Annotated in this window: 15 protein-coding genes and 1 tRNA gene; 7 read left to right on the forward strand and 9 right to left on the reverse strand. The window is 72.9% G+C overall.

Going from position 1 to position 14,565, the window contains the following annotated elements:
- The first annotated feature begins 124 nt into the window (after nucleotides 1-124).
- Together ACH4J0_RS26575 and ACH4J0_RS26580 are read left to right on the forward strand one after the other, a co-directional pair.
- Nucleotides 125-310 carry an AlpA family transcriptional regulator gene (locus ACH4J0_RS26575; protein WP_148644327.1) on the forward strand — a complete coding sequence of 62 codons (186 nt, stop codon included), beginning with the start codon at nucleotides 125-127 and terminating at the stop codon, nucleotides 308-310.
- Nucleotides 310-1,710, forward strand: coding sequence for a tyrosine-type recombinase/integrase (locus ACH4J0_RS26580; protein ID WP_396243102.1), 1,401 nt, complete (start codon nucleotides 310-312; stop codon nucleotides 1,708-1,710). The genes ACH4J0_RS26575 and ACH4J0_RS26580 overlap by 1 nt, the downstream gene beginning before the upstream one ends.
- A gap of 164 nt (nucleotides 1,711-1,874) precedes the next feature.
- Here the strand turns inward: ACH4J0_RS26580 and ACH4J0_RS26585 are convergent.
- Nucleotides 1,875-1,955, reverse strand: a tRNA-Tyr gene (locus ACH4J0_RS26585).
- A 215-nt stretch (nucleotides 1,956-2,170) separates the two neighbouring features.
- Between ACH4J0_RS26585 and ACH4J0_RS26590 the strand changes: the two genes are divergently transcribed.
- Nucleotides 2,171-2,659, forward strand: coding sequence for a YajQ family cyclic di-GMP-binding protein (locus ACH4J0_RS26590; protein WP_030284153.1), 489 nt, complete (start codon nucleotides 2,171-2,173; stop codon nucleotides 2,657-2,659).
- Here ACH4J0_RS26590 and ACH4J0_RS26595 read toward each other — a convergent pair.
- From ACH4J0_RS26595 to ACH4J0_RS26605, 3 genes are read right to left on the reverse strand one after another with little or no spacing between them, the layout of a single operon-like run.
- Entirely contained in the window at nucleotides 2,656-2,880 is a 225-nt protein-coding gene (locus tag ACH4J0_RS26595; protein WP_396243103.1) for a hypothetical protein, read from the reverse strand. The two genes, ACH4J0_RS26590 and ACH4J0_RS26595, sit on opposite strands and share 4 nt — an antisense overlap.
- 27 nt (nucleotides 2,881-2,907) lie before the next feature.
- Nucleotides 2,908-3,396 (reverse strand): hypothetical protein, encoded by a 489-nt coding sequence (locus ACH4J0_RS26600; RefSeq protein WP_396243104.1) that lies wholly within the window; start codon nucleotides 3,394-3,396, stop codon nucleotides 2,908-2,910.
- Between the two features lie 42 nt (nucleotides 3,397-3,438).
- Nucleotides 3,439-4,098, reverse strand: a complete 660-nt coding sequence (locus ACH4J0_RS26605; protein ID WP_396243105.1) for a helix-turn-helix domain-containing protein — start codon at nucleotides 4,096-4,098, stop codon at nucleotides 3,439-3,441.
- Nucleotides 4,099-4,237: 139 nt separating this feature from the next.
- Between ACH4J0_RS26605 and ACH4J0_RS26610 the strand changes: the two genes are divergently transcribed.
- The 4 genes from ACH4J0_RS26610 (at nucleotide 4,238) to mug (ending at nucleotide 8,723) form a co-directional block, all read left to right on the forward strand.
- Nucleotides 4,238-5,530: an MFS transporter gene (locus ACH4J0_RS26610; RefSeq protein ID WP_396243106.1), complete on the forward strand. Its 1,293-nt coding sequence runs from the start codon at nucleotides 4,238-4,240 to the stop codon at nucleotides 5,528-5,530.
- A gap of 256 nt (nucleotides 5,531-5,786) precedes the next feature.
- Nucleotides 5,787-6,956, forward strand: a complete 1,170-nt coding sequence (locus tag ACH4J0_RS26615) for an aminopeptidase P family protein (RefSeq protein ID WP_396243107.1) — start codon at nucleotides 5,787-5,789, stop codon at nucleotides 6,954-6,956.
- 160 nt (nucleotides 6,957-7,116) lie between these two features.
- On the forward strand, nucleotides 7,117-8,115 hold the full coding sequence (locus ACH4J0_RS26620) for a phosphatase PAP2 family protein (protein ID WP_396243108.1): 999 nt from the start codon (nucleotides 7,117-7,119) through the stop codon (nucleotides 8,113-8,115).
- Nucleotides 8,116-8,132: 17 nt separating this feature from the next.
- A complete protein-coding gene (gene mug, locus ACH4J0_RS26625; RefSeq protein WP_396243223.1) occupies nucleotides 8,133-8,723 on the forward strand; it encodes a G/U mismatch-specific DNA glycosylase in 591 nt (196 codons plus the stop codon).
- Here mug and ACH4J0_RS26630 read toward each other — a convergent pair.
- The 5 genes from ACH4J0_RS26630 to ACH4J0_RS26650 form a co-directional block, all read right to left on the reverse strand.
- Entirely contained in the window at nucleotides 8,710-9,669 is a 960-nt protein-coding gene (locus tag ACH4J0_RS26630) for a M48 family metalloprotease (protein ID WP_396243109.1), read from the reverse strand. The two genes, mug and ACH4J0_RS26630, sit on opposite strands and share 14 nt — an antisense overlap.
- Nucleotides 9,670-9,672: 3 nt before the next feature.
- A complete protein-coding gene (locus tag ACH4J0_RS26635) occupies nucleotides 9,673-10,098 on the reverse strand; it encodes a BlaI/MecI/CopY family transcriptional regulator (RefSeq protein ID WP_396243110.1) in 426 nt (141 codons plus the stop codon).
- Nucleotides 10,099-10,268: 170 nt separating this feature from the next.
- On the reverse strand, nucleotides 10,269-11,132 hold the full coding sequence (htpX, locus tag ACH4J0_RS26640) for a zinc metalloprotease HtpX (protein WP_396243112.1): 864 nt from the start codon (nucleotides 11,130-11,132) through the stop codon (nucleotides 10,269-10,271).
- Between the two features lie 183 nt (nucleotides 11,133-11,315).
- Nucleotides 11,316-12,884, reverse strand: coding sequence for an NADH-quinone oxidoreductase subunit N (locus ACH4J0_RS26645; protein WP_396243113.1), 1,569 nt, complete (start codon nucleotides 12,882-12,884; stop codon nucleotides 11,316-11,318).
- 56 nt (nucleotides 12,885-12,940) lie between these two features.
- Entirely contained in the window at nucleotides 12,941-14,497 is a 1,557-nt protein-coding gene (locus ACH4J0_RS26650) for a NuoM family protein (RefSeq protein ID WP_396243114.1), read from the reverse strand.
- Nucleotides 14,498-14,565: the final 68 nt, after the last annotated feature.

Here is a 14,565-nt window from a genome sequence, read left to right on the forward strand (position 1 = left end):
GCCGTATCGGCAGGTCAGCGAGTTCCCCTGACATGCCTGACGCCTTCCGTCCTCCGCCATCAACCGCGAGAGGACTCGTAACACTCCGCAGCCATCCTCCGCACCCACAGCAGGAGACTTCGCCATGCCCAAGCGCGAACTGCTCAAGCTCCCCGTCGTCCTCGCCGAACTCGGCATGTCCCGTGCCGCCTTCTACCGGATGCGCGCCCGGGGCAAGGGTCCGCGCCTCATCAAGCTCCCCAACGGTCAGGTCCGGATCGACCGGGCCGACCTGGACGCGTGGCTCGACTCCTGTGAGGTGGCCGCCTGATGCCTACCTCCTACAAGGTCACGTTCTGGGAGCACCGCCACCGTCCCGACCGCCGCAAGCCGTGGCAGGTGCGGTGGACCGTGAACGGCCTGGAGTTCTCCGAGTCCTACCTCACGAAGACCCAGGCGGACGGACGGAAGGCCGAGCTGCTGATCGCGGCGGCCTCCCACCAGCCCTTCGACACCGAGACGGGTCTCCCACTCGCCGAGCTTCGCAAGCGCCAGCAGGAACAGAACTCGGTCACCTGGTACCAGCACGGCCGGAACTACGTCGAGGCCCGGTGGGACGGCGCCCCGGCCAAGACCCGGACGACGTGGGCGGACGCCTTGGCCAGCGTCACGTTCGAGCTGGTCAAGGCCAAGACCGGCATGCCGGACAAGCTGCTCGTCCGGCGCGCGCTGTACGGCTGGGCCTTCAACGTGAACCGGTGGACCGAGGAGCCGCCGGCCGACGTCGCCAAGGCCTTGACCTGGGTGGCGCGGAACTCCGTCGAGGTGTCCGAGCTGGCGGACCCGAAGATGGTCCGGCGCCTGCTCGCCGCCCTCTCGGTGAAGCTCGACGGCACCAAGGCCGCCGCCTCGACCATCCTCCGGAAGCGCCGCATTCTGAACCACGTCCTGGGCCGCGCGGTCGAGGACGGACTCCTGGCCGCCAACCCGCTGCCGTCGGTGCAGTGGCAACCGCCCCGTACCGAGGAGGAGGTCGATCCCGAGTACGTCATGAGCCCGGAGCAGGCCGCCGCGATGCTGGATGCCGTCGGCCGGCAGGGGCGACGCGGTCCGCGGCTGGTGGCGTTCTTCGGGTGCATGTACTACGCGGGCATGCGTCCGGGCGAGGTCGTCCACCTCCGCAAGGACCGGTGCGTTCTGCCGGCGGAGGGCTGGGGAAAGCTCAACCTCAACGGGAACAGCCCCCGTGTCGGGTCCTCCTGGACCGACAGCGGGGGCTCGCACGACCCTCGGGGCCTGAAGCACCGGGCGGAGTCGGCCACCAGGCCGGTCCCGATCCCGCCCGAGCTGGTGAAGCTGTTGCGAGAGCACATCGAGCTGTACGGCACGGCGCCGGACGGCCGGCTGTTCCGGACGTTCCGGAACGGCATGGTGCAGGAGAGCGGGTACGGCGTCGTCTGGGCCGCCGCGCGGGCCGAGGTGTTCAGCGAGGCCGAGCGGGCCACCCCGCTCGCCAAGCGTCCGTACGACGCCCGGCACGCCGGGATCTCGCTCTGGCTGGCCTCCGGCGTCCCCGTGGCCGAGTGCGCGCGGCGGGCGGGGCACAGCATCGCCGTTCTGCTCCGGGTCTATGCCAAGTGCATTCACGGTGACGAGGACCACGCCAACCGACTCATCACCGAGCGGCTCCAGCGGCGGGCCGAACGGCCGCCGACGGACGAGGCTCCGTGATCCTGGTCCGCCCCTGGTCCGGAACTGCTGGTCAGGGCTGGGATCCGGGCGAAACGAGGTGAGACAAACCACCCAAAACGACCATCCGGCGTGACCGGTGTTCGAACACAACGAAACAGCCCCTGATCTGCGTTTCCGCAGATCAGGGGCTGTTTTCTATCCTGTGGCTGGTGCAGGGTTCGAACCTGCGTAGCTTGCGCGACAGATTTACAGTCTGCTCCCTTTGGCCGCTCGGGCAACCAGCCAGGATTTTTCGCCTCCCGGGGCTCGCCCCGTTCGACTTGGTAAACCATACCTGATCCCCGGGGGTGCTCCGCCACTCGATAGATCACGCGACGATCAAGGACCGCGCGCGGCCGTCACGGGCGGGGCCGGGGTGGCGCTGGATAGGCTTGGGCGGCGGGCGCCCGGTGGGGCGGGCCGTGCCAGTGAAGCCACAGCATCAAGGAGACCAACACCCATGGCCGACTCCAGTTTCGACATCGTCTCGAAGGTCGAGTGGCAGGAGGTCGACAACGCGATCAACCAGACCTCCCGTGAGATCGCCACCCGCTTCGACTTCAAGGGCGTGGGCGGCGAGATCAGCCGCTCCGGCGAGAAGATCGAGATGAAGGCCAACGGCGAGGAGCGCGTGCGGGCCATCCTGGACGTGCTGCAGACGAAGTTCGTCAAGCGCGGCCTCTCGCTGAAGGCTCTGGACGCCGCCGAGCCGCAGCTGTCCGGCAAGGAGTACAAGATCTTCGCGAACATCAAGGAGGGCATCACCACGGAGGATGCCAAGAAGGTCGCGAAGATCATCCGGGATGAGGGCCCGAAGGGCGTCAAGGCTCAGGTCCAGGGCGACGAACTGCGCGTCAGCTCCAAGAGCCGCGACGACCTCCAGACCGTCCAGGCCCTACTCAAGGGCAAGGACCTGGACTTCGCGATCCAGTTCGTGAACTACCGCTAGTCGACCCGCCGCTCCCCCGTCCGCGGGGACGCGACGGTACGGCCCCGCTCCCGGGTTCCGGGGGCGGGGCCGTACGCGTCGGCGGGGCGGGCCTGGGCGGCGGCGGTCAGCGCCTGCGCCTGGATGCGCAGCGCGCCGAGCTGCTCCCGGAGGCCCGCGGATGCGGAGCCGGGAAGCCCGGACGCGGAGCCGGCGAGCGCGGGCGCGGCCGATGCGGTCATCGGCGGCGCCACGGGCTCCCGCTGCCCTCAGCCCGCCGCCCAGCCCGCGGTGCTGCGGTGTGCCCCCAGCCCTAGCGAGTCGAACTCGTCCACCCGCCCAGGCTCGACGTATCCGCCGAGCCACCGCAGGGCCCGGGAGATCGGGGTGCCCTCGGCCGGCGCAGGCTCGAACTCGCCGCTGGTGAGCGGGCCCAGGACGACCCGCCCGTCCGACCAGACGGCGGCGCGCTGGGTCCCGCTACCGCCGAAGTACTCAGCCTCGACGCAGGCGATCGGACCGGCCTTGGACCAGGCGGCGAGCCGGAGTTCGAAGCCGTCCGGGTGCCAGCCGAATCCCGCCCCGCCGCCGGGCTTCGGCACGGCGGCGTCGCCCTGGAGCGCGGACAGCACGGCGGAGGTGACCGGAATCAGTGCCAGCCCCTGCGCCAGCGGCACCACCCGGGCCGCCGGCACCTCCGCGGCCGCCACCGTCAGCAGCTCCACCATGCCTATCAGCGCCTGGAGTTCATACGACATGCCGGCCATGGTGTCCCACGCCACTGACAGTCGGCCCGGAATTTATGATTCCGTGCCCGGCCGGAGACCGTAGAGCAGGGTGAAGAGGGTCACGTCCACGGCGTCGTCGGCCGTACTCGGACCTTCCGCGGCCAGCTCGTCGAGGAGCTCCTTGAGCCGGGCCTGCAGCCGGGCCAGCCGCTCCGGTTCGAGCCGCAGCGCGAAGTCCGCGAACAGGCCGGACCGGGTGCCCGAACCGTCCTGTGGGCGGCCCAGGTCCAGCCGCCCGTCGGCGACGTGGGCGCGGAACTCGCCGCGGACCCGGTCGAGCGCGGCCAGCATGGCGTCGTACGCCTCGAAACGGGCCGGGGAGTCGGCGGTGAACATCTCCGGGGCGAGCCGGATGGAGTCCTGGGCGACCTGGTAACGGCTCTCCACGATGCCCGAGACCAGCCGGGTGCCCGCCACCAGGATCAGCCCGGCCTTCTCCAGCTGCTTGATGTGCCGGTAGAGCTTGGTCTGCGGTTCGCCGAGCCGGGCGGCGAGTTCCTTGGCGGTCAGCGGGCGGTCGGCGGCGGTCTTCAGCGCGCCGAGGATGGCGAGGCGCAGCGGGTCGGCCAGCGCTTTGAGCACCGCGACATCGCCCACCTGGCGCTCCTTGATCCAGGTGGTGGGCTGCTGTTGCTCGTCCCCGTCGACGGGTTCCCGTTCGTGCTCGGCCACGGGCCCACCCTCGCAGATCGACTGCTCCGCACGCAATCACTTCTCGGTGAGCGCTCACCCTTGCGCAATCAGTCACGCTGTCGGCATCATTCACTCAGACGTGAACAATTGCGGCGGCGCGAACGATGGGGGACGGAACATGACGGAGCACACCACGGCGACGGCCGAGCAGGCGGCCGACCGGACGGCAGAGCCCGTACCGGCGGATCCGCCACCGCCCGCACCGCTGCGGCGCAACCTGCGTTTCCAGGCCCTGTGGATCGGCCAGTCCTGCGCGACCCTCGGCATGCGCATCGGCGACACCGCCTTCCCCCTGCTGGTGCTCGCACTCACCGGCTCCTCCACCGCCGCCGGGGCCTTCGGCGCGGTGGAGATGACCACCACCCTGCTGCTCGGCGTCCACGGCGGCTCGATCGCCGACCGGCGGGACCGCCGCCGGGTGCTGCTCGTCGCCGACACCGCCCGGCTGCTGGCCCTCGCCAGCATCCCCGCCGCGCTGGCCCTCGGCCGGCCGTCCCTGGTCCACCTGCTGGTGGTCGCCGCCGTGGTCGGCGCGACCGTCGCCTACACCGGCCCGATCCGGATGCTGGCCCTGCGTTCGGTGGTCGCGCCGGAGCAGCTGCCGCAGGCGCTCGCCCAGGACGAGGCCCGGATGAGCGGCGCCGCACTGGCCGGACCGCCGCTGGCCGGGTTCCTGTTCGGGCTCGGCCGCTCGGTGCCCTTCCTCGGCGCCGCCTCCGCCTCGCTGGTCTCGTTGGTGTCCGCGCTGGTGGTGCGCTTCCCCAGCCCGGCCGCACCGCCGCAGCGGGAGAAGGGCGGCGCGCTGGCCGGCTTCCGCGTCCTCGCCGCCTCCCCGCTGCTGCGCCCCGCCCTGGCCGTGCTGCTGGTGATCAACCTGACCGGGGCCGCGTTGCTGCTGCCCGTCATGGTGCTGCTGCGCGAGCACGGCACCAGCAGCGGCGGCATCGGCCTGGCGCTGGCCGGCGAGGCGGTCGGGGCGCTGGCGGGAACGCTGCTGGTCTCCCGGCTGCACCGGCTGGCCGGCCCCGGCGTGCTGCTGCTGGCCGTGGCCTGGACCGCCGTGCCGGTGCCACTGGCGCCGCTGCTGCCCGGTGGGGCGGCCACCGTCTTCGTCGCCCTGTTCGCGGTCGGCGCGGGTGTCCCGTCCCTGCGGGTGATGCTCGACCTGTTGGTCTTCCGTCAGGTGCCGGACGAGCTGCGCGGCCGGGTGATCGCCGCGACCGTGACGCTGCTGACCGCCGGGATGCCCGCCGGGGCCTTCGCCGCCGGCCTGCTGCTGGACCACCTCTCCCCCGCCGTCGCCCTGGCCTCGATCGCCGGGGTACTCGCCGCCGCCCTGCTGCCCGCGACCGCGAGCCGCACGCTGCGCCGCGCCGCCTGGCCGGCTGCCGCGGCGACGGCACCCAGCTGACCGGCAATCACCCGCACGGCCGTACGCCGCATGCGGGAGACACGGCAACCGGGTGAACTGGCCGGGTACGGCCCGCCCCCGGCCTGCTTTCCCCCACCTCGTCCCGGCGGTGGCGTTCCCGCTGCCGACCGCACCGGTCTGCGCAGCCCGCAGGCCCGGGGGCGGTAGGCCGCCGGGTGGGTCGCCGTCGAGGCGCCGCCCCTTCGGCACTTCGCCAACACTCGTTGCCTGTAGTGCAGTTGGAATTTCGGAGACCATGGAGGGGCGTCGAAGGAAGCAGTCCGTCCGGCCCCGAGGAGGAAGAACCGTGCCCCGTCCGTTCACCACCGAGGACCACACCGCCCGGATGACCCGGGCCGCCGCCGAGGCCGCCGCCGCAGGACTGGCCGGCCTGGTGATCGCCCCCGGCCCCGACCTGACCTACCTGTGCGGCTACCAGCCCACCGCGATCACCGAGCGGCTCACCGCCCTCGTCCTCGTCGCCGGGCGCCGGCCCGCGCTGGTCGTCCCCAAGCTGGAGCGCCCGGATGCCGAGAAGGCGGTCGGCGCCCCGGCCGTCGACCTGCTCGACTGGTCCGACGGCGAGGATCCGTACGCCGCCGTCGGCCCGCTGTTCGACCCGGCCGGGCGGTACGGCATCTCCGACGACGCCTGGGCGATGCACCTGCTCGGCCTCCAGTCCGCCCTCCCCGGCGCCGCCTTCACCTCGCTCACCGAGACCCTGCCGATGCTGCGCGCGGTCAAGGACGCCGAGGAACTGGAACGCCTGGCCGCCGCCGGCGGCGCCGCGGACGCCGCCTACCGGGGCATCCTGGAGGTCGCCTTCGCCGGCCGCCGGGAGACCGACGTGGCCGCCGACCTCGGCGCGCTGCTCATCCATTACGGGCACAGCCAGGTCGACTTCACGGTGGTCGGCTCCGGCCCCAACGGCGCCGACCCGCACCACGAGGCCGGGGACCGGGTCATCCGGCCCGGCGACACCGTGGTGCTGGACTTCGGCGGGCTCAAGGACGGCTACGGCTCCGACACCACCCGCACCGTGCACGTCGGCCCGGACGCCCCGGACGAGGTGCGGAAGGTGCACGACCTGGTCCGGCTCGCCCAGCAGACCGCCTTCGAGGCGGTCCGCCCCGGAGTGAGCTGCCAGGAGATCGACCGGATCGCCCGCCGGGTGATCACCGAGGGCGGCTACGGCGAGTACTTCGTCCACCGCACCGGCCACGGCATCGGCATCACCACCCACGAGCCGCCGTACCTGGTCGAGGGCGAGGAGCGGCCGCTGGTACCCGGCATGTGCTTCTCGATCGAGCCGGGCGTCTACCTGCCGGGCCGGTTCGGGGTGCGGATCGAGGACATCGTGACCGTCACCGCGAACGGCGGGCGGCGCTTCAACAACACTCCGCACGAACTCTGCACCGTGGCCTGACCTGCCCGTCCTGCCCGTCCTGCCAGGCCACTCGCCTGACCCGTCCGCCCGCTTTGGGGACCTTTGACCAGATAGATTTGACCCAACCGTGGGATTTTCTTACGGGCCGGTCATAGTTCATCCAGAGTCCTTCAAGCTTCCGTTGCTAGTTTCGGTGAGCATGACGAAGCTGCTCAGTCCGGCCCCACCGTCCCCGGTGCGGGCCGGACGACTGCGCCCCGCGACCGCCCACGACCGCCGGACCGGCCTGTCGAGACTGCGGCTCCTGGCCTGGCCGGCCTACCTGACCGCCTTCGTCTGGTTCCTGGCCACCCAGGGCATGGCCTTCGCCAACGACGTGGTGTTCCTCTGGCTGATCGGCGCCCTGCTGACCGCCGCCGTCCACAGCGGCCACGGCCCGCGCGGCTTCCTGCTGGTGCTGCGCGACTGGGTCCCGGTGATGGCCGTGGTCTGGGTCTACTCCCTGCTGCGCGGCTACGGCGCCCACACCCCCTGGGCCCCGCACTGGCTGCCCCAGCTGCGCGCGGACGAGGTGCTCGGTTTCGGGGAGACCTGGACCGTACGGATCCAGCACGCGCTCTACACCCCGGGCTCACCGCACTGGTACGACTACGCGGCGACGGCCGTCTACCTCTCGCACTTCCTCGTGGTCTTCGTCCTGCTGGCCGTGCTCTGGCGGCGCGCCCACGAGCGCTTCCGGCAGCTGCTCGCCTGCTACTTCACCCTGACCTTCGCCGGCTTCGCCACCTACCTGCTCTACCCGGCCGACCCGCCGTGGCTGGTCGGCCAGCAGGGCAACATGCCGCCGCTGCACCGGGTGGTCTGGGAGACCATCTCCGCCATGGGCCTGCCGCAGGCCGACTCGCTGCTGGAGAACGGCAGCCAGTTCGCCAACGACGTCGCCGCGATGCCCTCGCTGCACTCCGCCTACCCGGCCATGCTGCTGTTCTTCTTCTGGCCGACCGCCGGGCCCAAGCTGCGGGCGCTGCTGGTCGCCTATCCGCTCGCGATGGCGTTCACCCTGGTCTACGGAGCCGAGCACTTCATCGTGGACGTCCTCGCCGGCTGGACGTACGCGGCCGTGGTGGTCTTCGGCCTGCGCCTGCTGGGCAACCGCCGTACGGCGCAGGTGGCGGCCAGGGCAGACTTGGCCGGGTGAAGCCGACTCCGCCACCGATGAAGCCGACCCCCGAACAGCTGCGGGCCGCCCAGGACACCACCATCCCGGACGTCACCGGCCCCGGGCTGCGGGTGCTGTTCTGCGGCATCAACCCGGGCCTGTGGTCCGGGGCCACCGGGCACCACTTCGCCCGCCCCGGCAACCGCTTCTGGCCCGCCCTGCACCGCTCCGGCTTCACCGAGCGCCAGTACCGCCCGGACGAGCAGGACGAACTGCCCGCCCTCGGCCTCGGCATCACCAACGTCGCCCCGCGCACCACCGCCAAGGCGGACGAACTCACCGCCGAGGAACTGCGCGCGGGCGGCGCGGCGCTGCGCGAACGGGTGCTGCGGCTGCGGCCCCGCGTCCTCGCGGTGCTCGGCATCGGCGCCTACCGGACGGCCTTCGGCAAGAGCCGGGCCTTGATCGGCCGCCAGCCGGAGGGCATCGGCGACACCGAGGTGTGGGTCCTGCCCAATCCGAGCGGCCTCAACGCCCACTACACCCCGGACGCTCTGGCCGCCGAGTTCCGCAAGCTCCGGGAGAGCGTCGAGGAGCAGGACGCGCCCACCGCGGGAGCCGGACCGGGCGGTCCTACAGCGGGGTGACGGCCTTCAGCACCACCAGCAGCGCCACCGCCGCGTTGAGCGCGCAGAGCGCCGATGCGGCCGTGCCGACCGCGGCGACCATCGCCGCCAGGCCCGCCGGGGTCTTGGCCGGCGGCCAGTTGCGGGCCGTCGGCACCGGGCCGAGCAGCGCCGCCACCCGGCGCGGCACCGGACCGGGCTGGGCGGCGGCCGGGGCCGCGAAGGCCGCGAAGCCCGGCGCCGGGGCGGCGTGCGAGACCAGGGCCGCCCGGGCCACCGCCCGGGCGGTGATCCGCCGGTCCCCGACCGCCTGGGCCGACTCCTCGTCCGCCCACCGCTCCGCGCTGAACGCCACCGCCTCCTGGAGCGGCCGCAGGAACGGGTTGACACAGGCCGCGAGCTGGGTGGTCAGCAGGTAGCGGTGGTGACGGTGGCGCAGGTGCGCCCGCTCGTGCGCGAGCAGCGCCTCGCGCTCGTCCTCGGCCAGCCCCTCCAGCATCCCGGTGGAGACCACCACCCGCCCGGGCGAGCCGGGCAGCGCGTACGCGTACGGGCTGCGGTCCGGCAGCACCGCGAGGCCCTCCTCCCCGGCCGGCCCCTCGGGCAACCCGACCAGCGCCCGCCGGGCCCGGGAGCGGACCCGCAGGTGCCGCACGACCGTCCGGCAGCAGGTGAAGCCGACCAGCACCAGCAGCCACATCGCGGCCGTGCCGACCGTCTCGTGGTACGGCAGCGCGTGCCGCACCACCGGGTCGGACCAGCTGTCCGGCAGCGGGTTGCCGGGGATCTGCGCGGTGCCCACCACGCCGATCAGCCCCAGACAGAGCACGCTGCACACCGCCATCACGGCACTGATCACGGTCATCAGCCGGGCCGCGCCGCGCGGGTGCAGGTGCTGCTCGGTCAGCCGGGCGATCGGCACCGCCGTCAGCGGCAGGACGAGCGGGAGGAAGACGAAGAAGCCCACGGATCAGCTCTCACGGTCGGCCGCTGCCGGATCCGCGGACGCGGCGTCCAGCAGCGCCCGCAGCAGTTCCTCGTCGTGCGGCAGCAGCGCGCTGACGAAACTGGCGAGGACGGCGTCCCGGTCCGCCTCACCGTCGAGCATCCGGCGCATCCGCAGCGCGGCCAGCCCGGCGGCGTCGGAGGAGGCCTGCCAGAGGTACGAGCGACCGGAGCGGCTCCGGGAGACGGCGTTCTTGGCGTGCAGCCGGGACAGGATGGTCATCACCGTGGTGTACGCGAGATCGCCCTCCAGGCGTTCCTGGACCCATCCGGCGCTGGCCGGGCCAGGCGCCCGCTGGAGCACCGCCAGCACCTGCGCCTCCAGCTCGCCCTGGCCGCGGCGTCGGGCCGGCGCGTCCCCGGACGCCGGGGCGTGCCTCTCGTCTGCCATGACGGCCCACTCCCTCCGGATGCCGCGCCCCGGACCGACGCGGGGCGCGGGGGCCATCCTAACGAGCGGGAGGCTCCCCCGGACGGCTCAACGCGGGGGTTCGCAGGCGCACGACATCGCCGGGAGCCCGCCAGGGCCTGAGGACGCCCGAGTGGGAACGGCGGCGGGCCCTACCGCCGGTACCCCGCCATCCGCTCCAGCCGGGCGATCCGCTCCGCCATCGGCGGGTGGGTCGAGAACAGCCGCGCGCCGGCCTCGCCCGGGCGGAAGGGGCTGGCGATCATCATGTGGCTCGCCGTCTGCAGCTGGGGCTCCGGCGGGAGCGGCAGCTGGCGGGTGCCGGCGTCGAGCTTGCGCAGGGCGCCGGCGAGGGCGAGCGGGTCGCCGGTGATCCGGGCGCCGTCGGCGTCGGCCTGGTACTCGCGGGAGCGGCTGACCGCCATCTGGATCAGCCCGGCGGCGATCGGTCCGAGGATCATGATGGCGAGCATCCCGAACAGCCCGGGGCCGTCGTCGTCCTCGCTCCGGCCGAACGGGATCAGCCAGGCGAAGTTCACCAGGAACATCACCACCGAGGCCAGCGCCCCGGCGACCGAGGAGATCAGGATGTCCCGGTTGTAGACGTGGCTCAGCTCGTGCCCGAGCACCCCCCGCAGCTCGCGCTCGTCCAGGATCTGCAGGATGCCCTCGGTGCAGCAGACCGCCGCGTTGCGCGGGTTGCGGCCGGTGGCGAAGGCGTTCGGGGCCGGGGTCGGGGAGATGTAGAGCCGGGGCATCGGCTGGCGGGCGGAGGTGGAGAGCTCGCGCACGATCCGGTACAACCCGGGTGCCTCGAACTCGCTGACCGGGCGGGCCCGCATGGCCCGCAGCGCGATCCGGTCGCTGTTCCAGCAGGCGTAGGCGTTGGTCCCGAGGGCGATCAGCAGGGCGATCACGAAGCCGGTCCGGCCGAAGAAACTGCCGATCACCAGGATCAGCGCCGAGAGGCCACCGAGCAGGACGGCGGTCCTCAGTCCGTTGTGCCGACTGTGCACGTCAGGCCCTCCAGTGGTGCGGTGGGGAAGCCCTTTCCGCCTCGTCCCTCTTGCCCGGTCAACGGGTGGGGCCGGGGACCTTGTTCCCTTGTGACCGACGCGACACCGGCGCGACACCGCCGCGCCACCCGGACGGCCCCGGGCCGGAGGCCGTCCCGGAGGGCCCGCACCGTGCCCGGCGGCTCAGAACAGACTGCCGCCGGCGACCCGGAGGACCAGCTGCGGGGCGACCGAGAGCACCACCGCCGCCGAGGCGGTGAGGCCCAGCGTGGCGGTCAGGCTGACCGGCAACCGGGCCCCTGTGCCCTCCGCGACCGCGGCCTCCGGGTCCGCCGGGGCGAACAGCCGGGCCGTCCACAGCAGGTAGTAGTACAGGGCGACGACCACGTTGACGGCCATCACCACGGCCAGCCACCCCAGCCCGGCGTCCACCGCCGCGCGGAACACCACGACCTTGCCGAACAGGCCGATCACGCCGGGCGGCAGCCCGGCCAGGCAGAGCAGGAAGAAGGCCAGCGCGAGCGCCGTCCAGCGGTTGCGGGCGAACAGGCCGCGGAAGTCGTCCACCCGGGTACCCGCCCGGCGTCCGACGGCGGCGACCACCCCGAAGGCGCCGAGGTTCACCACGCCGTAGATCAGCGCGTACGCGGCGGTGGCGCCCAGCGGGTCGGCGCCGGTGGGCGCGTACCCGGCGGCGGCGAGCGGCACCAGCAGGTACCCGGCCTGGCCGACCGAGGACCAGGCGAGCAGCCGCACCGCGCTGTGGCGGGTGTCGAAGCGCTGCCGCAGCGCGCCGACGTTGCCGACGCTCATGGTGGCGGCGGCAAGCACGGCGAGCGCGAGGCCCCAGGTGTGGGCGTACGGGCGGAACGCGATCGTGGTGGCCAGCGCCAATCCGGACAGGCCGGCCGCCTTGCCGACCACCGAGAGGTAGCCGGCCACCGGCAGCGGGGCGCCCGTGTAGGTGTCGGGCACCCAGAAGTGGAACGGGACGGCCGCGACCTTGAAGGCGAAGCCGACCAGGGTCAGCACGGCCCCCGCCTCGGCCAGCGGCTTGAGCTGGCCCGGCGCGTGCTCCAGCCCCTGGGCGACGGCGCCGAGGTGCAGGCTGCCGCTCGCCGCGTAGACGAAGCCGACGCCCAGCAGCATCACGGCGGTCGCGGTCACCGAGGAGACGAAGAACTTGAGCGCGGCCTCCGCGCCCCGCCCGTCCCGGCGCAGCGCGACCAGGGCGAAGGCGGGCAGCGAGGCGACCTCCAGGGCGATCACCATGGTGGCGAGGTCGCGGGAGGCAGGCAGCAGGGCGGCCCCGGTGGCGCTGGAGAGCAGCAGGAACCAGTACTCGCCGCGCGGGAGCTTCTCGCGGTCGACGGTGTGCATCGACAGCAGCGCCGCGATCAGCGCGCCGCCGAGGGCGAGCAGCTGGAACACCAGGGCGAAGTGGTCGGCGACGTACGAGCAGCCGCCCGCGGCGGGGCCGCTCGTCACCGGAGTGTCAGTGCCCCCTGCTACGTTCCGGACACAGAAGGTCGCTCGGGGTGACCCACCGGTCAGCGGAAGGAGTGCGATGAGGGCGAGGGCGAGTCCGGCCGCGGTGAGGCGGCCGAGCCACTTCTTGTGCCGCTCGGGCAGGAACAGGTCGGTGACCAGCACCGCGAGGGCGGCCACGGCGGCGATCAGCGGGGGCGCGATCGCCACCCAGTCCACGGACTGGATCAGGCTGCCGGGGTTGGCTACGGCGAGGGAGGTCACAGTGTGCTGCCCCGTGGAGTGAGGTCCGAGTGCGGCGGTGTGGGCTGCGAGCACGGTCAGCCACCCCCGAGGAGGTGCTTGACGGCAGGGTCGGAGAGGCCGAGCAGGAGGGCCGGCCAGAGGCCGGCCACCAGCGTGAGCGCGGCCAGCGGCGTCCAGCTGACGGCCTCGTACCGGCGCAGGTCGGGCACCCGGTCCACCGGTGCGGGCTGCCCGGGATCACCCATGCAGACGCGCTTGACCACGATCAGCAGGTACGCGGCGGTGAGGAGGGTGCCGAGGCCGGCGAGGACCATGTAGGTGACGAAGGCGGGGCGCGACAGGCCTGCGGCCGGGTCGAAGGCGCCGAACATCGCGAGCAGCTCGCCCCAGAAGCCGGCCAGCCCGGGCAGGCCGAGGCTGGCGACGGCGGCGAAGGCGAGCAGCGCGCCGATCCTGGGTGCCCGGCCGTACAGGGCGGCGCCGGTGGCCCCGGAGAGGGTGTCGAGGTCCGCCGTGCCGTAACGGTCCTTGAGCGCTCCGACGACGAAGAACAGCAGACCGGTGATCAGGCCGTGGGCGATGTTGGCGAACAGCGCGCCGTTGACCCCCACCGGAGTGAGGGAGGCGATGCCCAGCAGCACGAAGCCCATGTGGCCGACGGAGGAGTACGCGATCAGGCGCTTGAGGTCGCCCTTGGATCCGGGGCGGGCCAGCGCCAGGCAGACCAGCGAGCCGTAGACGATGCCGACGGCGGCGAAGGCGCCCAGGTAGGGGGCGAGCGTCGCGGTGCCGCCCGGCACCACCGGGAGGAGGACGCGGACCAGACCGTACGTGCCCATCTTCAGCAGCACGCCGGCGAGCAGCACCGAACCGACCGTCGGGGCGGCGGTGTGCGCGTCGGGGAGCCAGCTGTGCAACGGCCAGGCGGGGGCCTTGACCGCCAGCCCGACCATGATCGCCAGCGCGGCGATCACCTGGGTGGTGTGGCTCAGGCCGTTGCCGTGCGCGGCGGCCAGCGCCTGCATGTCGAAGGTGCCGGCCTTGCTGCCGATCAGCAGGAAACCGAGCAGCATCACGGCCGAACCGAGCAGCGTGTAGAGGATGAACCGGTTGGCGGCCGGGGTCTTCGCGCCGCTCCCCCAGCGGGCGATCAGGAAGTACATCGGGATCAACACGATCTCGAAGGCCAGGAAGAACAGCAGGAGGTCCAGCACCGCGAAGGTGGCGAGCATGCCGACTTCGAGGAGCAGGAACAGCCCGACGAAGGCCTGCGCCGAGGGCATGTCCTCCCCGTCCGGCAGCCGCTTCTCCGAGTACAGCGCGCAGAGGAAGGTGAGCAGCGCGGTCAGCACGATCAGCGGCAGTGAGACGCCGTCCACCCCGAGGTGGAAGCGCACGTGCAGGGCCGGGATCCAGGACACGTCGGTGGTGGCCTGCATCCGGGCCGGCGAGCCGTGGTCGAAGCCGGCCGCGAGGGCGACGGAGACCAGGAACACCGCACCGGTGACCACGGAGTTCAGCCGCAGCGCCCGCCGGTCGGCGACGGCCCGGTCCGGTCCGAACACCGGCGCCAGGGTGAGCGCGGCGCCGACCAGCGGCAGCACCAGGAGGGCGATGAGGACCGCGTTCATCGGGGGCTCCTCGGGCGTTTCTCGTGGGTCTTGTCGGATGGGCCGCGGCGTTGGGGTGAGGACAGCAG

It is taken from the genome of Kitasatospora sp. NPDC017646 (assembly GCF_044329365.1).
Taxonomy (GTDB): Bacteria; Actinomycetota; Actinomycetes; order Streptomycetales; family Streptomycetaceae; genus Kitasatospora.